The 19,446-nt window shown below is 67.6% G+C and carries 19 protein-coding genes; 5 read left to right on the forward strand and 14 right to left on the reverse strand.

Annotated elements, in window-relative coordinates:
* Position 1: 1 nt before the first annotated feature.
* On the reverse strand, positions 2–913 hold the full coding sequence (locus A5699_RS00295) for a sterol desaturase family protein (RefSeq protein WP_067763728.1): 912 nt from the start codon (positions 911–913) through the stop codon (positions 2–4).
* A 5-nt stretch (positions 914–918) separates the two neighbouring features.
* Positions 919–1,560: a TetR/AcrR family transcriptional regulator gene (locus A5699_RS00300; protein WP_067763730.1), complete on the reverse strand. Its 642-nt coding sequence runs from the start codon at positions 1,558–1,560 to the stop codon at positions 919–921.
* Between the two features lie 95 nt (positions 1,561–1,655).
* On the opposite strand from A5699_RS00300, the gene A5699_RS29445 reads away from it, so the two are divergent.
* Positions 1,656–1,892: a hypothetical protein gene (locus tag A5699_RS29445; protein WP_197508144.1), complete on the forward strand. Its 237-nt coding sequence runs from the start codon at positions 1,656–1,658 to the stop codon at positions 1,890–1,892.
* 150 nt (positions 1,893–2,042) lie between these two features.
* Positions 2,043–2,165: a hypothetical protein gene (locus tag A5699_RS30115; protein WP_255378741.1), complete on the forward strand. Its 123-nt coding sequence runs from the start codon at positions 2,043–2,045 to the stop codon at positions 2,163–2,165.
* Positions 2,166–2,239: 74 nt separating this feature from the next.
* On the opposite strand, the gene whiA is transcribed toward A5699_RS30115, so the two are convergent.
* Genes whiA through uvrC form a run of 4 tightly spaced genes read right to left on the reverse strand, consistent with a single transcriptional unit; the run spans position 2,240 to position 7,476 of the window.
* Positions 2,240–3,217 carry a DNA-binding protein WhiA gene (gene whiA, locus A5699_RS00310; RefSeq protein WP_080596716.1) on the reverse strand — a complete coding sequence of 326 codons (978 nt, stop codon included), beginning with the start codon at positions 3,215–3,217 and terminating at the stop codon, positions 2,240–2,242.
* On the reverse strand, positions 3,214–4,275 hold the full coding sequence (yvcK, locus tag A5699_RS00315) for a uridine diphosphate-N-acetylglucosamine-binding protein YvcK (RefSeq protein ID WP_067763732.1): 1,062 nt from the start codon (positions 4,273–4,275) through the stop codon (positions 3,214–3,216). The genes whiA and yvcK overlap by 4 nt, the downstream gene beginning before the upstream one ends.
* Positions 4,272–5,186 carry an RNase adapter RapZ gene (gene rapZ / locus A5699_RS00320; protein WP_067763734.1) on the reverse strand — a complete coding sequence of 305 codons (915 nt, stop codon included), beginning with the start codon at positions 5,184–5,186 and terminating at the stop codon, positions 4,272–4,274. The genes yvcK and rapZ overlap by 4 nt, the downstream gene beginning before the upstream one ends.
* Before the next feature lie 37 nt (positions 5,187–5,223).
* The gene (gene uvrC / locus A5699_RS00325) at positions 5,224–7,476 is read right to left on the reverse strand and encodes an excinuclease ABC subunit UvrC (protein WP_082957501.1); all 2,253 of its coding nucleotides are present in this window, start codon (positions 7,474–7,476) and stop codon (positions 5,224–5,226) included.
* A gap of 50 nt (positions 7,477–7,526) precedes the next feature.
* Between uvrC and ggt the strand changes: the two genes are divergently transcribed.
* Entirely contained in the window at positions 7,527–9,491 is a 1,965-nt protein-coding gene (ggt, locus tag A5699_RS00330; protein WP_082957502.1) for a gamma-glutamyltransferase, read from the forward strand.
* Between the two features lie 10 nt (positions 9,492–9,501).
* On the opposite strand, the gene A5699_RS00335 is transcribed toward ggt, so the two are convergent.
* The 4 genes from A5699_RS00335 to A5699_RS00350 form a co-directional block, all read right to left on the reverse strand.
* Entirely contained in the window at positions 9,502–9,966 is a 465-nt protein-coding gene (locus A5699_RS00335; RefSeq protein ID WP_067763736.1) for a PH domain-containing protein, read from the reverse strand.
* A 7-nt stretch (positions 9,967–9,973) separates the two neighbouring features.
* Positions 9,974–10,453: a 6,7-dimethyl-8-ribityllumazine synthase gene (gene ribH / locus A5699_RS00340; protein ID WP_067763738.1), complete on the reverse strand. Its 480-nt coding sequence runs from the start codon at positions 10,451–10,453 to the stop codon at positions 9,974–9,976.
* Positions 10,450–11,778, reverse strand: a complete 1,329-nt coding sequence (locus tag A5699_RS00345) for a bifunctional 3,4-dihydroxy-2-butanone-4-phosphate synthase/GTP cyclohydrolase II (RefSeq protein WP_067763740.1) — start codon at positions 11,776–11,778, stop codon at positions 10,450–10,452. Before A5699_RS00345 ends, ribH begins: the two co-directional genes overlap by 4 nt.
* 162 nt (positions 11,779–11,940) lie before the next feature.
* Positions 11,941–12,549, reverse strand: a complete 609-nt coding sequence (locus A5699_RS00350; RefSeq protein ID WP_067763743.1) for a riboflavin synthase — start codon at positions 12,547–12,549, stop codon at positions 11,941–11,943.
* A gap of 269 nt (positions 12,550–12,818) precedes the next feature.
* Here A5699_RS00350 and A5699_RS00355 point away from each other — a divergent pair, with 269 nt between their 5' ends.
* Together A5699_RS00355 and A5699_RS00360 are read left to right on the forward strand one after the other, a co-directional pair.
* Entirely contained in the window at positions 12,819–13,532 is a 714-nt protein-coding gene (locus A5699_RS00355) for an LppX_LprAFG lipoprotein (RefSeq protein ID WP_067763746.1), read from the forward strand.
* Positions 13,532–15,202 (forward strand): MFS transporter, encoded by a 1,671-nt coding sequence (locus A5699_RS00360; RefSeq protein ID WP_067763749.1) that lies wholly within the window; start codon positions 13,532–13,534, stop codon positions 15,200–15,202. The genes A5699_RS00355 and A5699_RS00360 overlap by 1 nt, the downstream gene beginning before the upstream one ends.
* A gap of 341 nt (positions 15,203–15,543) precedes the next feature.
* On the opposite strand, the gene ribD is transcribed toward A5699_RS00360, so the two are convergent.
* The 4 genes from ribD to A5699_RS00380 all read right to left on the reverse strand — a co-directional run.
* The gene (gene ribD / locus A5699_RS00365) at positions 15,544–16,527 is read right to left on the reverse strand and encodes a bifunctional diaminohydroxyphosphoribosylaminopyrimidine deaminase/5-amino-6-(5-phosphoribosylamino)uracil reductase RibD (protein ID WP_067763782.1); all 984 of its coding nucleotides are present in this window, start codon (positions 16,525–16,527) and stop codon (positions 15,544–15,546) included.
* 14 nt (positions 16,528–16,541) lie between these two features.
* A complete protein-coding gene (gene rpe, locus A5699_RS00370) occupies positions 16,542–17,246 on the reverse strand; it encodes a ribulose-phosphate 3-epimerase (RefSeq protein ID WP_067763752.1) in 705 nt (234 codons plus the stop codon).
* A gap of 5 nt (positions 17,247–17,251) precedes the next feature.
* Complete coding sequence (locus A5699_RS00375; protein WP_067763755.1) at positions 17,252–18,661, reverse strand: RsmB/NOP family class I SAM-dependent RNA methyltransferase; 1,410 nt, start codon at positions 18,659–18,661, stop codon at positions 17,252–17,254.
* On the reverse strand, positions 18,658–19,446 hold a 789-nt coding region (locus A5699_RS00380), incomplete at its 5' end, for a methionyl-tRNA formyltransferase (protein ID WP_067763758.1). The genes A5699_RS00380 and A5699_RS00375, both read right to left, overlap by 4 nt.

A 19,446-nucleotide genomic window follows, 5' to 3' on the forward strand; every position in this document is an offset into this window, starting at 1 on the left:
CCTAGCTTGCCGACGCTGCCGCCGTCAGCTTCTGCTCCGTGTCCCCGACAGTCGTTGCGCTGTCGGGGCTTTCGCTCCATCCGGGTGGGCCGAACAGGTAGCCGAGTCGGCCGCGCCAGGTCCGGGCGCGCCAGACGTCACCGAGCATGGCGACGAACTCGTGATAGTTCACCTTGACGGGGTTGTAGGTGTCGATGTTCTTGGTCAGCCCGTACCGGACCGGTTCGCCCTCGGCGACGAAGGTGCCGAACATCCGGTCCCACAGGATGAAGATGCCGGCGTAGTTCTTGTCGAGGTAGGGGTTGTTGGCGCCGTGATGCACGCGGTGATGGGACGGGGTGTTGAACACGTACTCGATGACGCGGGGCAACCGGTCGATGCGCTCGGTGTGGATCGGGAACTGGTAGAGCAGCACGATCGCCTGCGACAGGAAGACCAGCCAGGCCGGGATGCCGATGAGCGCCAACCCGGCGTAACCGATGGTGGCCAGAAACGATCCGGGTATCAGCCAGGACAACCGGGTGGCCGTGGACAGGTTGAAGTACTGGCTCGAGTGGTGCACGTTGTGGGCGGCCCAGAACAGCCGGATGCGGTGCGACATCCGGTGTTGCAGGTAGTAGGCCAGATCGGCCAGCACGATGGCCAGCACCCAGACCCACCAGTGCGATGCCGAGAGGTGCAGCGGCGTCACGGATGCCGCGATCGCGACCAGCGGGACCGCGATGAATTTGTCCAACGGCCGCAGGATGAATCCCAGCACATAGATCGAGAGGTTGGTGCCGGTGTCCCGCCAGGAGATGCCGGCCCGGGGCCGCGGATCATCGTCTTTGTCGAAGCGGTAACTGAGGAACTCGACCGCCATGAGGACGAAGAAGGCGGGCATGGCGTAGAGCCCGATCCGGATCGGATCCATCGCGGTTATCCCTTGTCTTTCTTGGGCATACCGGCCAACTGCCAGGCCAGCGCCTGGCCGAACAGTTCCTCCGGGACCCGGTCCGGGTCGATACGCCGTTGCCGGATCAGGCCCTGGAACAGCGCGAGCACCACCACGGCGAATCCGTCCACCGAGACGCTGACGTCGATCTTGTTGCACTCCAGTGCGGCGGCAAGGATTTCGCGCAGCGAGGCCAGCGTGCGTGCCGACCGCTCTCGCAGGATCTGCATGGCGTCGGGGTTGCGCACGGCGTGCAGCCAGAACTCCGCCTGGATCGCCTCGAATTCGATGTCGTTGTCCGCGATCTCGACGAGCACCCGACCCAAAGCGGTCAGTGGACCGTCGTCGTTCTCGGAGATGGACTGCGCCACCTGGTCAAGCCGACCGGAGGCACGCTCATTCATCAGCTCGGAGAACATCTGCTCCTTGCTGGAGAAGTTGGAATACACGGCACCGACCGAATACCCCGCGGCCGCGGCGATCTCGTCGACCGACGCCGCGGCGTAGCCCTTTCGGGCGCAGGTCTGGGCGGCCGCGTCCAAGAGTGCCGCCCGGGTTCGGGCCTGGTTCTCGGCCCGCGTCCGGCGCACCGGCGCCGCTTCGTCGTCACGTCGATCATCGACCATATTTCAGATAGTAGCCGTTATCTGGAATTTCGGATAGTGATCGCTATCCGAAATATTCAAGCGCCTGTCCAGCGGCCGCTCGGGATAATCGGCGGGTGTCCTACTTAGGGATTCGGGGGTACCAGCCGCAATGGCTCACCGGGCGTCACACGATTGCCCGTGCCCACGGGCTTCGATTGCACGCACAGGTCGGTCGCCGCCTCACCAACAGCTGGCTGGTCTGGAACCACATCCGCGATGAGTGGTACGCCGACTGGCCGGTCTTGTTGGACTTCGAGGGCGAGCAGGTAGAGCTCACCCACCAGAAAGTCGACGATCTGTCCATCACCTGAAACAGCATCGACCCCAGTGAGCCGATCGCCTATGGCGAGGACCCGAAGGACATCTCCCTGGCGTGGCGAGACGACGCATGTCTACGGCTTGCAGCCTTTCACGGACAACAGCTTCACACCGTCGAACTTCTCGTGTGGAGCGGCAGCGATATGGTCGCGGTCAGTTTCGGCTTCGCCCACGACCGGATCACGATCACCAACGGCCTCGACGACAACGCCATCGAATTCGGGCCGCCGGAGCCCGAATACCGCAGTTATCCACTACACAGCTGACACCGCGGCACCGCCAAAAGGACTTGGCAACAGCGAATTTCGCTAGTTGACGATGCTTGTCAAGACAGAGGCGCTCAGGCGTCGTCGAGCAGATCCGGGGTGACCGCCGACTCGGTGTCGGGAAGCCCCTCCTGCTTCGCCTTCCGATCAGCCATCGACAGCAGACGTCGAATCCGACCGGCCACAGCATCTTTCGTCATCGGCGGATCTGCGAGCCGGCCCAACTCCTCCAGTGAGGCCTGACGGTGTTCGACCCGCAGCTTGCCGGCGGCGGCCAGATGGTCAGGTACCCCGTCGCCCAGGATGTCCAGCGCGCGTTCCACCCGGGCGGCCGCGGCCACCGCGGCGCGCGCGGATCGGCGCAGGTTCGCGTCGTCGAAATTGGCCAGGCGATTGGCGGTCGCGCGGACCTCGCGGCGCATGCGCCGCTCCTCCCACGTCAACCGGGTGTCCTGCGCCCCCATCCGGGTCAGCAGTGCACCGATCGCCTCGCCGTCGCGCACCACGACCCGGTCACTGCCGCGGACTTCACGCGCCTTGGCGCTCACCCCGAGCCGGCGGGCCGCACCGACGAGAGCCAGCGCCGCCTCCGGACCGGGGCAGCTGACCTCCAGCGCCGACGAGCGTCCCGGCTCGGTCAACGAGCCGTGGGCGAGAAACGCTCCGCGCCAGGCGGCCTCGGCATCGCCGACGCTGCCGCCGACCACCTGCGCGGGCAGGCCACGCACCGGCCGGCCGCGCAGATCGAGCAGGCCGGTCTGCCGGGCCAGCGCCTCGCCGTCGGCGGCCACCCGCACCACATAACGTGTGTTCTTGCGGATACCGCTGGCGGACAGCACATGCACCACCGCGTTGTAGCCGTACAGGTCGTAGATGTCCTTGCGGAGCCGCCGCGCGATGATGCCGAGATCCACCTCGGCTTCCACCACCACGCGACCCGCGACGATGTGCAGACCACCGGCAAAGCGCAGCAGCGAGGCCACCTCCGCGCGGCGCGCGCTCACCGAGTTGACTACGAGGCGACTCAGCTCGTCTTTCACCTCGGCTGTCATCGCCACGGATTGTCCCCTCTCGGTGTGTTCGGCGCCGGCTCCCGATGTGCGACATCGACCGACCTCGGAGCCGGTGTGGGAACGGTCGATTCTGGCACGGCCCGCCCAGGTGTCGACGCACGCAACCGGACGCCCTCCAGCACCGCGGCCAATTTCGCCGGGTCATGTAAAGGTGTACCAGGTCGAGACACGTCAGCAAACTCCACGCGAGCGTTGAGAATGTTGGCGGTGCGGCTGAGTTGCTCCCGTTCCCGGTCGCTCGGCACCCGGCTGGCATCGACGATGATGTCATGCACGCTGAAATCGGGTGCATGCTGGGCCAGCACATGAATATGGCGCTCCGCCGAAAACCCTGCCGTCTCGCCGGGTTCTGCCGCGAGGTTCAGCACGAGTGCGCGGCGCGCCGTCGTCGAACGCAACGCCGCCACCAACTGCGGCACCAGAACGTGCGGAATCACACTCGTGAACCACGAACCGGGGCCGAGCACCACGAGATCGGCGGCCATGATGGCCTCCACGGCCTGCCGGGTGGCCGGCGGATCACCCGGCAGCAGCCGGACCCGACGCACCTTGCCCACCGTGGTGGCGATCGCCACCTGACCGCGGATCACCCGGCTCATCCTGGGATCGGTTTCCAGACCCGCGACATCGGCCTCGATCTGCAGTGCGATCGGACACATCGGCAGCACCCGACCCTTGACGCCGAGAATGCGGCCCAGCTCGTCGAGCGCGGCGACCGGATCGGCCAGCACCTCGCTGAGACCCGCCAACATCAGATTGCCGATCGGGTGACCGGCCAATGCCCCGCTGCCTCCGAACCGGTGCTGGATGATGGTCGCCCACAGCCGCCCGTGCGGGCTGTCAGAGGCCAACGCCGCCAAGGCCATTCGCAAGTCACCGGGAGGCACGACATCGAGTTCGCTGCGCAACCGCCCCGATGAGCCCCCGTCATCGGCCACCGTCACCACGGCCGTCACATGCGGACTCAGCCTGCGGGCCGCCGACAACGTGGCGTACAGACCATGCCCTCCGCCGAGGGCGACGATGCGGGCGGTCATTCGCGACCCAGATCCCGGTGCAACACGTGCACCGTCAGCCCGTCACCGCCCTGCAACCGTTCCGCCAGCGCCTCGGCAATCGCCACGCTGCGATGTTTGCCGCCGGTACACCCGATGGCGACGGTCATATAACGCTTCCCCTCCCGGCGGTATCCGGCGATCACCACGTCCAACAGACGATGGTAGGTGTCGAGAAACTCTCTGGCGCCCGGTTGGCCGAGCACGTAGTCGCGCACATCCGCATGCTGGCCGGTGTGCGGTCGTAACTCGTCGACCCAGTGTGGGTTCGGTAGGAACCGCACATCCATCACCGTGTCGGCATCCATCGGCAGTCCGTATTTGTAGCCGAAAGACTCCACGGTGACGTTCGTGTAGGACACCGTCTCACCGCCGAACGCCCGCTCGATGCTCTCCCGCAACGCCGGCACCGGCAGTGCCGAGGTGTCGATCACCAGATCGGCCGCCGCGCGAACCGGTGCCAACAACACACGCTCGGCGGCGATGCCTTCGGCCAGGGTCTGTGTGCCCTGCAGCGGGTGACTCCGCCGGTTCTGCTCGTAGCGACGCACCAGGATGTCGTCGGAGGCCTCGAGGAACAACACTCGCGGCGTGATGCTCCTGGCCGCCAGCTCATTGCGGACCCAGTCCAGGTCTCCGGTGAAGCCACGCGAGCGCACATCCATCACCACGGCCAGCTGGGTGATCCGTGATCCGGCAGCCAAGCCCAACTCGACCATGCGCGCGATCAGCTCCGGCGGGAGATTGTCGGCGACGTACCAGCCGAGATCCTCCAACACCTTGGCGGCGGTGCCACGGCCCGCTCCAGACAGGCCGGTGACCAACACCACGTCGATATCCGAGTCTGCGTCTGCACCACCGACAATCCCGCTCTCGCGCAGGTGTTCATTCATGCGCGATCCGCCTGGCTTCTCATGTCTCCGTCATCCGTCATCCCGACACCCTGCGTCGATCATCCTCGATATCCGTTGCAGGCGTCCCTGAAACGCCCAGTCCGACGCTGTTCTCACTTAGCCGATCACCATTTTCAACTGGCGGCTCACTTGGCGGCTCGCCGCTCGGCGCATTCGGCGGCTCCCCGCTCGGCACACTTGGCGGCTCGCCGCTCGGCACATTCGGCGGCTCGCCGCTCGGCACATTCGGCGGCTCGCCGCTCGGCACATTCGGCGGCTCGCCGCCGAGCGCAGCCAGGACCGCCCTCGCCGTCGCCACACCGATCCCCGGCACCGCGGTGATCTCCTCGACCGTGGCCTCCTTGAGCCGGGCCACCGAACCGAAATGCATCACCAACGCCTTACGTCGCTGCTCGCCCAACCCACGCACCGAATCCAGCGCCGACGCCGTCATCCTCTTGGACCGTTTGCTGCGGTGGTAGCTGATCGCGAATCGGTGCGCCTCGTCGCGCACCCGCTGCAGCAGATACAGCCCTTCACTGTTGCGCGGAAAGATCACCGGATCTGGCTCCCCCGGCACCCACACCTCTTCCAACCGCTTGGCCAAACCGATCACCGCGACGTCCGTGACGCCCAACTCCTCGAGCACTGCCGAGGCCGCATTCACCTGAGGTGCACCGCCGTCCACTACGAACAGGTTGGGTGGATAGGCGAACCGGCGCGGACGTTGTTCAGCGCTCGGGTCGGGTTGGCTGTCGGCCACGTGCCGCAAAAATCGCCGGCGCGTCACCTCCGCGATCGACGCGACGTCATCGGAGCGGCCGTCACCGGCGGCCTCCCGGATCGCGTAATGCCGGTAATCCGACTTGCGCGGAAGACCGTCCTCGAACACCACGAGCGAGGCCACCACATCGGTGCCCTGCACATGGCTGATATCGACGCATTCGATCCGCAGCGGAGCGTCGGCCAGCCCTAGGTTGTCCTGAATGCTCTGCAGTGCTTCGGATCTCGCGTTGAAGTCACCGGCGCGCTTCAGCTTGTGCTGGGCCAGCGCCTCCTGCGCGTTGCGCTGCACGGTCTCGGCCAAGGTGCGTTTGTCGCCGCGCAGGGGCACCCGCAGGCTTACCCGCGAACCGCGAAGTCCCGACAGCCACGCCGCCAGTTCGTCGGCATTCGGCGGCAGCACCGGCACCAGGACCTCCCGCGGCACTGGATTGGTGGCCTCGTCGGCCGCACCGCCGAGTTCGGCCTGCTCGCCGTAGAACTGGGTGAGAAATTGCTCGACCAATTGTTGTCGCCCGAATTGCTCCGGCTCCGAACCACCGGTCGCCTCCGGCTCCGAATCACCGGTCGCCTCCGGCTCCGAATCACCGGTCGCCTCCGGCTCCGAATCACCGGTCGCCTCCGGCTCCGAAGACTTCTCGACGATCCAGCCACGTTGCCCACGCACCCGGCCACCCCGCACGTGGAACACCTGCACGGCCGCCTCGAGATCGTCGTCGGCGAACGCCACCACGTCGGCATCGGTGCCGTCGCCGAGCACCACGGCCTGTTTCTCCAGCGCCCGCTTGAGCGCCGCGATGTCGTCACGCAACCGGGCGGCCCGCTCGAAGTCCAACGCCTCGGCGGCCGCCGTCATCTGCTGCTCCATGTCGCGGGCCAGCCGGTCGGTCTTGCCGGCCAGGAAGTCGCAGAAGTCCAACACGATCCGCCGGTGCTCCTCGGCACTGACCCGGCCGATGCACGGTGCCGAGCATTTGTCGATGTAGCCGAGCAGGCATGGACGATCGATCTGCTTGTGGCGCTTGAACACTCCAGCCGAGCAGGTTCTGGCCGGGAAAACTCGGGTGAGCAGGTCGAGCGTCTCGCGGATGGCCCAGGCGTGCGAATAGGGGCCGAAGTAGCGGACTCCCTTGCGGCGCGGCCCGCGGTACACCATCAGCCGCGGATACTCCTCGTTGAGTGTGACCGCCAACACCGGATACGTCTTGTCGTCGCGGTAGCGGATGTTGAAGCGTGGATCGAACTCCTTGATCCAGTTGTACTCCAGCTGCAGCGCCTCGACCTCGGTGGTGACCACCGTCCACTCGACGCTGCCGGCCGTCATCACCATCTGCCGGGTACGCGGCGCCAGGCTCGCGATGTCGGCGAAGTACGACGTCAGACGGCTGCGGAGACTCTTGGCCTTGCCGACGTAGATGACCCGACCGTGCGGGTCACGGAACCGGTATACGCCAGGCTCCACAGGTATCGATCCGGGCGCCGGCCGGTACGTCGCTGGATCGGGCACGGTTTCCAGGTTACTGCCGCGATCCGACTGAACTCCGCTACCGTCGAACTGTGCGGTTGCTGGCGTCTACGCGTGCGGTCATCGCCCTGCTCAGTGTCGTCGCAGTGATCCTTGCCGGATGCGCCGGTGGCAGCGGGCGCCCGGCGGGGACCGGCGCCGGGCCGTGCCAGATGCTGTCCAACGGCACGCCGACAGCAAAGCCGCCTCCCGCGGCCCCGGCCCTGCCGCCGACGCCGCAGCCCACCCGCGATCTGGCCACCAAACCCGAGATCGGCACCGGCTACCGCAGCGACATGACGGCCGTACGTACCGCCACCTATATGGTGGCCACCGCCAATCCCCTGGCGTCCGAAGCCGCCTGCAAAGTGCTGCGCGACGGCGGGACGGCTGCCGACGCCCTGGTGACCGCGCAGGCCGTGCTCGGCCTGGTCGAACCGCAGGCTTCCGGTATCGGCGGGGGCGGCTTCCTGCTGTACTACGACGCGGCGGGCAACGCGCTACATGCGTTTGACGGCCGCGAAACCGCACCGGCCGCGGCCACCGAGAACTACCTGCGCTGGGTGTCCGACACCGACCGCACGCCGCCCAAGCCCGACGCGCGCTCGTCGGGCCGATCCATCGGAGTGCCGGGCATCGTGCGCCTGCTCGACGACGTCCATCGCCAGTTCGGCAAGAAGGCCTGGCGCGACCTGTTCGATCCCGCCGTGTCGATCGCCGACCGTGGATTCGACGTGAGTCCACGCCTGGCAGCGGCGATCGAGGACGCCGCACCGCAACTCCGGCTGGACCCGACCGCCGGTGAGTATTTCCTCAACTCCGACGGCAGCCCGAAGCCGGTGGGCACCCGCATGACGAATCCGGCCTATGCAAAAACACTGGGCGCCATCGCATCCGAAGGAGCTCAGGCGTTCTATACCGGCGACATCGCCCGGGCGATCGTGGCCGCCGCCACCGACACCGCCGGCGGCCGCACGCCCAGCGCCATGACCGAGCAGGACCTCGCCGGCTACCGGGCCAAAGTACGCGACCCGGTGTGTACCAGCTACCGCGGACGCGAGATCTGCGGCATGCCACCGCCGTCCTCGGGAGGCATCGCGGTGGCAGCCACCCTCGGCATCCTTGAGCACTTCCCGATGAGCGACTACAAACCCACCCGGCTCGACCTCAACGGCGGTCACCCGTCGGTGACGGGGGTACATCTGATCTCAGAGGCCGAACGGCTCGCCTACGCCGACCGAGATCGCTACGTCGCCGACACCGATTTCGTGCCGTTGCCCGGTGGGTCGGCCTACACCCTCCTCAGCGGCGCCTACCTCACCGGCCGGGCCGCACTGATCTCCCGGGCACACACGATGGGTGTGGCCGCACCCGGGGACTTCGCCCCACCGATCACCGTGCCGCCGGCTCCCGAGCACGGCACCAGCCAGATCAGCGTGATCGACAGCTTCGGCAATGCGGCGTCGCTGACCACCACCATCGAATCCGCCTTTGGCTCCTTCCACATGGTCGACGGATTCCTGCTCAACAACCAGCTCACCGACTTCTCCGCCGAGCCGACCAGCCTGGAAGGGCATCCGATCCCCAACCGGGTCCAACCCGGCAAGCGTCCGCGCAGCACCATGGCACCCACCCTGGTGTTCGACATGGCAGGCCCGAAGCGTGGGCCGGTGTATGCGGTGCTGGGCTCCCCCGGCGGTGCGGTCATCGTTCAATTCGTGGTGAAAAGCCTTGTCGGCATCATGGATTGGAATTTGGACCCACAGCAGGCGGTGTCGATGATCGACTTCGGTGCGGCCAACACGCCCGTCACCAACGTCGGTGGGGAGCATCCGTCGGTCGACACGGTTGCCAACGGTGACCGCGACCAACTGGTCGAAGGTCTGCGGGCACTCGGACACCAGGTGTCACTGGCCGATCAGTCCAGCGGGCTGTCGGCGCTGGTACGCACGACGTCGGGCTGGATCGGTGGCGCCGACCCGCGCCGGGAGGGCATGGTGCTCGGCGACGCCGGTTGACCGGTCGGTATCACCCGGTTTGGGGACGGTAACGCTCGATCAGCTCGCGGACGTCGTCCATGGCCGCCACGGCCCGCTCCTTGTCGATCGCCTGGATCGCCATCAACGGGATGTACTCGTCGTCGGGCAGATCGAGCCGGGCCCAGCGGGCCCCGGCCGGGAACTCGACGCCGACCACCTCGGACCAGGGAATCACCTTGAAGCTCACCAGGTTCCGCACAGCCATCCCGGCCGGACCAACCCGCAGCCGCGGCCGGGCGAACATCAGCACCACGCACGCGATGATCGCCCCCAGGAGTGCGATGGCCACCTGGTCGGAGGTCTGGAACACCACTCCGGTGGAACCCACCTTCAACAACACACCGACCGCGACATGCGCGGCGAAGATGATCAGTGCCGCGCCATACGCGAATAACGGTGTGCGATACGGCCGGATGTCAACATCCCAGCTGTCGTCGGTCTTCTTGTCGGTCATCTGTGCGTCACGCGTCGGCGCGCAGCTCTCGCAACGTCAGCGCCGTGGACAGGGCGGCGGCCGCGGCCTGCGCGCCCTTGTCCTCGCTGGAATCCGCCAGGCCGGCCCGGTCCAGGGCCTGCTCCTCGTTGTTGGTGGTCAGCACACCGTTGGCGACCGGGGTCGCCGCATCCAACGAGACGCGGGTCAAGCCCTGCGTCACCGCATCGCACACGTAGTCGAAATGCGGGGTCTGACCGCGGATCACCACGCCCAACGCCACCACCGCGTCGTGCGTCGCCGCCAAAGCCTGTGCCACCACGGGGATTTCGATGGCGCCGAGCACACGCACCACCGTCGGTTCGGCGACCCCGGCCGCGGTGGCGACCTTGCGCGCGCCATCCAGCAACGCATCGCAGATGGTGGTGTGCCAGGTGCTGGCCACGATTGCCAGTTTCACATCCGACGCGTCGACCTGGGGCAGATCCGGGACTCCGTGACCGCTCACAGGCTCGAACCCGAATCGGTCGTGCCGGACGGCCTGCGGTCACCCAGCAGGTACACCGCCTCGTCGTAGTCGTCCATGCTCACCGCTTCGTCATAATCTTCCAACCCGATGAGGTCGTGGCCCATCCGGTCGCGCTTGGTCATCAGGTAGCGGATGTTCTCCGAATTCGCCCGCACCGGCAGCGGAACCCGCTCGATGATGTGCAGCCCGTAGCCGTCCAGACCGACCCGCTTGGCCGGGTTGTTGGTCAGCAGCCGCATGGAGCGGATACCGAGATCGACCAGGATCTGCGCCCCGATGCCGTAATCGCGCGCGTCGGCCGGCAGCCCGAGCTTGAGGTTCGCGTCGACGGTGTCTTCGCCGGCGTCCTGCAACTGATAGGCCTGCAGTTTGTGCATCAGGCCGATACCGCGGCCCTCGTGCCCGCGCATGTAGAGAACGACGCCGCGGCCTTCGCGCGCCACCATCGCCATCGCCGCATCCAGCTGCGGGCCGCAGTCGCAGCGCCGCGAGCCGAACACGTCGCCGGTCAGACATTCGGAGTGCACCCGCACCAGGACATCGTGACCGTCGGAGGCCGGTCCGGAGATATCGCCGCGCACCAGCGCAACGTGCTCGACGTCCTCGTAGATGCTCTTGTAGCCCACCGCCACGAACTCACCGTGCCGGGTGGGGATCCGCGCCTCGGCGATGCGCTCGATGTGCTTTTCGTGCTTGCGCCGCCACTCGATCAGATCGGCGATCGAGATCAAGGCCAGGTCGTGATCGTCGGCGAAGACCCGCAGCTCGTCGGTGCGCGCCATGTCGCCTTCGTCCTTCTGGCTGACGATCTCGCAGATCGCGCCGGCGGGCTGCAGCCCGGCCAGCCGGGCCAGGTCGACGGCAGCCTCGGTGTGTCCCGGGCGACGCAGCACGCCACCGTCCTTGGCGCGCAGCGGAACCACGTGGCCGGGCTTGGTGAAGTCGTCGGGAACGGTCGACGGATCGGCCAGGGCACGCATCGTGGTGGCCCGGTCCGACGCCGAGATGCCTGTTCCCACATCTTTTCTCGCGTCCACCGTGACGGTGTAGGCGGTGCCGTGCTTGTCCTGGTTGACCGCGTACATCGGCAACAGGCCCAACCGATCGCAGATCTCGCCGTCCAGCGGCACGCACAGGTAACCGGAGGTGTAGCGGACCATGAACGCAACCAGCTCGGGGGTGGCCTTCTCGGCCGCGAAGATGAGATCGCCCTCGTTCTCGCGGTCCTCGTCGTCGATCACCACCACGGCTTTGCCCGCCGCGATATCGGCTATCGCCCTCTCGACGGAATCGAGCCTGGTCATCTGTGCCACCTTGCCTGTTCGAATTCCCGGCCCCGACGCGGGACCAGGTGCCGACTCCAGTATGAACCATGGGCTGCGGCCAAATGATCCCCGTGGCCCCGCGTAGATGTGACGCGGACGACATTCGTTCTGGTCAGGGCACCGGCAGCCGAGGCAGAAGGGTCAGTCCCGGTGACTCAACAGCCGTTCGACGTACTTGGCGATGACGTCGACCTCGAGGTTGACCGGGGTGCCCACCGCGGCCTCACCCAACGTCGTCGACGCCAGGGTGGTCGGGATCAGTGACACCTCGAACCAGTCACCGGAATCGTCGCGGCCCAGCGCCGACACCGTCAGCGAGATGCCGTCGACGGTGATCGAGCCCTTTTCCACCAGGTACCGCGACAACGCCGCCGGCATCGAGATGCGGACCACCTGCCAGTGCTCCGACGGCGTACGGGCCACCACCTGGCCCGTGCCGTCGACGTGCCCCTGCACGATGTGACCGCCCAGCCGGCTGTTGACCGCGGCCGCGCGCTCCAGGTTCACCGCCGACCCGGCGGACAGCGCGGCCAAGCTCGACCTGGTCAGCGTCTCGGCCATGACATCGGTACTGAAGCTGCCGTCGGCCAATACCTCGACCACGGTCAGGCACACGCCGTTGACCGCTATGGAATCGCCATGGCGGGCATCAGCGGTCACCACCGGACCACGGATGACAAATCGGGCGGCATCGCTGAGGTCGTGTTTGTCGACGACCTCACCGAGTTCTTCGACGATTCCGGTGAACACGTCACCAGGTTAGACGCCACCGGGCAGGCCGATGCGCCGCCCGCTCGGTGGGCGACGGTCAGCGCCACCGGCTCAGCCCCCGTCGACGATGAAAACTGCTGCGGCACAATCGATTACCGCGTTTCACCGATATTGACAACGACAGCCGGCAACATCGCCGGACCGCATCCTCGACAGCAAACGACCGACAGGTGAATCAGCCTCGGCCGATCGGCGGTGGATGCGTTCAGATAAAACAACCGTGCGCGACCAACCTCTACTATGCAGTCATGCAGACGCGCCCACGCTTCGCCGTCCAGTCCCTGCTCGCCACCGTCCTGGCCACCGGCGCCCTGGTCGCCGGTTGTTCGTCGTCACCGGAGAAATCCACCGAGCCCCTGCCCGATGCAGCCACGCTGCTGCAGGAGTCCTCGGCGACCACGAAGGCCTACCAGAGTGTGCACCTGAATCTGGGGGTGACCGGCGAGATCAAGCGGCTGCCGATCGAAAAGCTCGAAGGCGACCTCACCAACACCCCCGCGGTCGCCGCCCAGGGCACGGTGAACCTCAACTTCATGGGTCAGAAGATCTCCGACGCCAAGTTCGTCGTCGCCGACGGTGAGCTGTTCGCCGCGTTGACCCCGGGCGATCCCCTGTCGTCCTACGGTCCGGCGGCCGACATCTACGATGTCTCGGCGATCCTGAACCCCGAGACCGGCCTGTCCAACCTGCTGGCGAACTTCAGCGACGCCAAGGCCGAGGACCGCGAGTCGATCAACGGCACCGAAGGAGTCCGGGTGACCGGCACGGTCAGCGCCGACGCGGTCAACAAGATCGCACCGCAGTTGGAGGCCAGCGGGCAGGTGCCGGCCACCGCCTGGATCGCCGAAGAGGGTGACCATGCGCTGCTGCAGGCCAAGATCGAGCCCAAGCCCGACACCAGCATCACCATGACGCTGTCGGACTGGGGCAAGCAGGTCACCGTCACCAAGCCTGGTTCCTGATGCAGGGCGCGGGGACGCTGACCTCCCGGGGGAATCGGCGGATCGCGATCGGCGCGGGCAGCCTGGCGGTGCTGCTCGGCGCGCTCGACACCTACGTGGTGATCACGATCATGGTCGACATCATGCGAGATGTCGGCATCGCGATCAACCAGATTCAGCAGGTCACGCCGATCATCACCGGCTATCTGCTCGGGTATATCGCCGCCATGCCACTGCTGGGGCGGGCCTCGGACCGGTTCGGCCGCAAGATGCTCATCCAGGTGGGCCTCGGCGGGTTCGCGATCGGCTCGGTGATCACCGCACTGTCCACCGACCTGGTTCCGTTGGTGATCGGGCGCGTCATCCAGGGTTCGGCCAGCGGCGCGTTGCTGCCCGTCACACTGGCCCTGGCCGCCGACCTGTGGTCGGCCCGTAACCGGGCCGGGGTGCTCGGTGGGGTCGGTGCCGCGCAGGAACTCGGCGCGGTGCTGGGCCCGATGTACGGCATCGGGCTGGTCTGGTTGTTCCACCACTGGCAGGCGGTGTTCTGGGTCAACGTGCCGCTGGCCGTGCTGGCGATGGTGCTGATCCACTTCAGCCTGCCGTCCAGAGACCGCGACCAGCCACCGGAGAAGGTCGACGTGGTCGGCGGGGTGCTGCTGGCGATCGCGCTGGGGCTGGCCGTCGTCGGCCTCTACAACCCCGAACCCGACGGCAAGCAGGTGCTGCCCAGCTGGGGCCTCCCGGTACTGATCGGCGCATTGGTGGCCGCAGTGGCGTTCTTCGCCTGGGAGAAGGTGGCCAAGACCCGCCTCATCGAGCCGGCCGGCATCCACTTCCGCCCCTTCCTGGCGGCGCTGGCGGCCTCGCTGTGTGCCGGTGCGGCGTTGATGGTCACCCTGGTCAACGTCGAGCTGTTCGGGCAGGGCGTGCTCGGCAAAGACCAGAACCAGGCGGCGTTCCTGCTGCTGCACTTCCTGATCGCGTTGCCGATCGGCGCGGTGATCGGCGGCTGGCTGGCCACTCGAGTCGGCGACCGGATCATCGCGTTTCTCGGTCTGCTGATCGCCGCCGGCGGCTTCTTGCTGGTGGCGCACTGGTCGGCCGACGTGGAGACCGCCCGGCACAACCTGATGCTGTTCAGCCTTCCGACGCTCGACACCGATCTGGCGATCGTGGGCCTGGGGTTGGGGCTGGTGATCGGTCCCCTGACCTCGGCGACGCTGCGCGTGGTGCCCGACGCGCAGCACGGCATCGCGTCGGCGGCCGTGGTGGTGGCCCGCATGATCGGCATGCTCATCGGCATCGCCTCACTGTCGGCCTGGGGCTTCTACCGGTTCAACCAGCACCTGGCCACCCTGGCCGCCGCCGACAGCTCACGCACCATGACGCTGGCCGAGCGACTGAGCGCACAGGCCGTGCGGTATCGCGAGGCCTACGTGATGATGTACGGCGACATCTTCGAGATCGCAGCCGTGGTCTGTGTGGTCGGGGCGCTGTTGGGGCTGCTGATCAGTGGCCGCCGTGAGCACGCCGACGCGGTGGATGCAGAGCCCACTGACGACGTCGATGACGATCGCGATTTTTCCACCGGGCAGCTGTACGCCGCGACGGAGGTTCTACCGGTCCAGAGCGGCGACGAGCCGGTTCAGTTGCCGAATCAGCCGCCGGGACGCCACCGCTCGAGCTGATCAGTTCAGCAGCGTTCGATCCCAGGGTTCAGCAAGCGTGGTTCCCGGTCGGCCGGCACCGGCCGACCGGGCAGCGCCATGCGTAACGGGACGCGCACCAGCGCCCGGATCGTGCGAGGGGTCATTCGGGACGCCATCGTTCTCGAGGCTGATGTCGGGAAGGGGAGCCAGTCCTGCAGTGCAGTCATGCTCGTGTCCTTTGCTCGTGTTCACCCGGCGCATATTCGGCAGTGAACGCGCTCTGGTACGAGTGTACCGATCACTGCCGCATCCGCGCGGTATGCAACGAGCCTAACTTAGGTCACCCTAATCAGGACTGTCCGTCTGCTGCGAGATGCCTCTCAGTTGGGCACGAGGCTCAGTCGGACATCCGGCCCGATCGCTGTGATGCCGTCGAATCGCCATCGCTGAGCGTGCGTGATGCTGGGCACGCCGATGTCGTCGACCGCCGTGATCGGGCCCCCCAGCAAAATCGGTGCCACATAGGCCAGGATCCGGTTGACCACGCCCGCGCGCAGGAACGCGCCGGCCAGCGTCGGCCCGCCCTCCAGCAACACGTCGGTCCGATCCCCCAGCGAGCGCATCACCTCGTGCGGATCGTGGGTACGGATGAGCATCGTGTGGGAATCGTCGTTGAGCACATTGGCATCCGAGGACACCTCGCGCATGCCGACCACCACCCGTAGCGGTTGATGAGTTGTCAACGTGCCGTCGGCATTCCGTGCGGTCAATGTCGGATCGTCGAAGAACACCGTGCCGGTTCCCACCACGATCGCATCGGCCGCCGCCCGCTTGCGATGGACGTCGGCCCGCGCCGCCTCGCTGGTGATCCACTGGCTGGAACCGTCGGCGGCCGCGCTGCGACCGTCCACACTCGTCGCGAATTTCCATGTGACATACGGCAATCCGGTGCGCTGCTTGTGCAGCCATTCCCGCAACGGACCCTGCTCGACCTCGTCGGCGAGCGCACCGGGGCTGACGGTGACGCCCGCGTCGACGAGCCGTTGCGCGCCGCCGGCCGCTGCCGGGTTGGGGTCGGACACCGCATAGGTGACCGTCGAAATGCCGGCTGCCAGAAGCGCATCCACGCACGGTGGGGTGCGACCGTGGTGATTGCACGGTTCCAGGGTGACGACGGCGGCGCCGCCCTTGGCCCGGTCCCCCGCCGCCTGCAACGCGACCACCTCGGCGTGCGGACCGCCAACCGGTTGCGTCGCGCCGACGCCGGCGATCTGACCGTCGGCGTCCAGGATCACCGCTCCGACCGGCGGATTGGGGTAGGTCGTGCCTTTGACCTGTTCGGCCTGCTCGATGGCCAGCCGCATCGCGGCCTCGGGCGTCACAGTGTCAGATGTCGGGAAGCGGTGGCGGCCTGCCGGCGCAGGGATTTCACGGCGGCGGCCGGATCGGCGGCGCTGTACACCGCGGAACCGGCGACGAAGCAGTCCACACCGGCCTCGGCGGCCTGTTCGATGGTGTCGGCGTTGATGCCGCCGTCGATCTCGACGACGATGGTCAGCTCACCGGCATCGACGAGCCGGCGCGCGGTACTCACCTTGGCCAGCACCTCCGGAATGAACTTCTGCCCACCGAATCCTGGCTCGACCGACATCACCAGCAGGGTGTCGAACTCCTTGAGGATCTCCAGGTAGGGCTCCAGCGGGGTGCCCGGTTTCACCGACAGCCCGGCCTTGGCACCGGCGGCCCGGATATCGCGGGCCACACCGATCGGGTTGTCGGTCGCCTCGGCGTGGAACGTGACGTTGTAGGCGCCGGCCTCGGCGTACGGCGGCGCCCAGCGTTCGGGTTGGTCGATCATCAGATGGCAGTCCATCGGGATGTCGGTCGCCTTGAGCAGGGACTCCACCACCGGCAGACCCAACGTGAGGTTGGGCACGAAGTGGTTGTCCATCACGTCGACATGCAGCCAGTCGGCCCCAGCTACCGCGGCGACCTCATCGGACAGCCTCGCGAAGTCCGCGGACAGGATGGACGGGGCGATCAGTGGAGTCTTGTGCTCCTCGCGTGCGCGGGGTTCTGCCATGGCGGTCAGCCTACTTTCCCGACTTTCAGAGCCGCCGCGAACATCGCATCGGTCCCGTGCCGGTGCGGCCACAGCTGCACGTGCGGTCCGTCACCGAGATCCTCGGCCGGGGCAAACATCTCCCGGGTGTCGAGTTGGGTCACCGGATGCCGGCGTACGGCGTCGGCCACCACCCCGACCGTCTCGGCCAGGTGTGGCGAACAGGTCGCGTAGAGGACGACGCCGCCGGGGCGGGTCAGCGCGATGGCCGCGGCGAGCAGCTCGCGCTGCAGTTTCGCCAGCCCTGGGACATCGCCGGGCCGGCGTCGCCACCGCGCTTCGGGGCGTCGGCGCAGTGCGCCCAGCCCGGTGCAGGGAGCGTCGACCAGGACGCGGTCGAAGCCGGGTTTCAGGCCGGATTCCCGGCCGTCGACGCGCCGGACGTCGACGTCGAGCCCGCGGGTGTTCTCCTCGACCAGATCGGCACGCCGCGGTGCGGGCTCGACCGCGGTGACCCGGGCGCCCGAAGCCGCACCGATGGAGGCCAGCAGGGCGGTCTTGCCGCCCGGGCCCGCGCACAGGTCGAGCCAGCGACCGTTGTCCGGGCCGTCGAGTTCGGCCAGCGTAAGGGCGCGGGCGACCAGCTGGCTGCCCTCGTCCTGCACCTGGGCGGCACCGTCGCGCACGGCCGCCAATTGTCCGGGGTCACCACCGGGCAGATACACCGCATACGGCGAGTACCGGCCAAAGGTGCCGTCGGACTGTTCGGCCAGCTCGGCTGCCGTCATTGCCGTGGGTCGCGCCGCCAGGTGCACCACGGGGCGCTCGTCGTCACTGGTCAGCAGGGCGTCGAGCTCACCGGCCCGGGCGCCGAGTGCGTCGGTGAAGGCCTGGGCGATCCAGCGCGGGTGGGCGTGCAGGAATGCGGCGTGGCCGACCGGATCGGTCGATGCCGACGGCGCGAGCTGCTCCATCCACTCCTGCTCGGTGCTACGGGAGATGGTTCGCAGCACACCGTTGACGAAACCCGCTCGGGCCGTGTCGAATTCGATACCGGCCTGTTCGACGGTGGTGGACACCGCGGCGTGCGGCTCGACCCGGGTCCGCAACAGCTGGTAGGCGCCTAAGCGCAGCAGATCGAGCAGCACGGGGTCGATCCGCTCGGTCGGACGGCCGGCCGCGGCGGCGATGACGGCGTCGAGCAGGCCCAGGGTGCGGCAGGCGCCATAGGTCAACTCGGTGGCGAAGGCGGCGTCCCGGCCCTCGATGCCGCGCTCGCGCAGCAGCGCGGGCAGCGCCAGGTTGGCGTAGGAATCACGTTCGGTAACCGCGCGCAACACATCGAACGCGGCGCGGCGGGCCGGATCCAGCGGGGTGCGGCGGTGTTGGCGGTTATTCTGCTGGGGACGGTTCGGGCGATTCGACGGCCGGCTCATGATGCGCGCACCGATTCGTCGAGCCGCGCGCCGCGGGCCCAGTCGGCGGCGTTCATGAGTTTCTTGCCCGGTGGCTGGATCTGGCCGAGCCGCACCGGCTGCGAGCCCGTGCCGACCAGCACCGCATTGCGTTCGACGCGGATTTCCCCCGGGGTCAACGAAATGTCCGACGGCTCCACCGTGACCGGACCGACCTTGACGCGTAGGTCCCCGATCATGGTCCAGGCACCGGGATTCGGGGTGACGGCACGGATCTGCCGGTCGATGACGTGGGCCGGCAGCTCCCACCGAACGCGGGCGGACTCCACGGTGATCTTGGGCGCCAGGCTCACCCCGTCGGCCGGCTGCGGTACGGCTGTCAGCGCGCCCTCGGCAATACCGTCCAACGTCGACTCCAGCAGCGCCGCGCCCGAATCAGCAAGCCGCCCAAGCAGTTCGCCGGCCGTATCGGCGTCGCGTACCCGCTCGGTGACCACCCCGTAGACCGGACCCGAGTCGAGCGCCGGCTCGATGAGGAACGTCGTGGCGCCGGTCACCTCGTCACCGGCGGCCAGCGAGGCCTGCACCGGGGCCGCCCCGCGCCAGGCCGGCAGCAACGAGAAGTGCAGATTGATCCAGCCGTGCCGGGGCACGGCGAGCAGGCGTTCGCTCAGCAGGGCGCCGTAGGCGACGACGGCGCAGCAGTCGGGTGCCAGCTCGGTCAGCTCGGCGACGAACTCGTCGGAGTTGGGCTTGGCCGGCCGGAGCACCGGGATGTCGTGCTCGAGCGCCAGCTGCGCGACGGG

Source organism: Mycobacterium sp. E802, from assembly GCF_001666875.1.
Lineage (GTDB): Bacteria > Actinomycetota > Actinomycetes > Mycobacteriales > Mycobacteriaceae > Mycobacterium.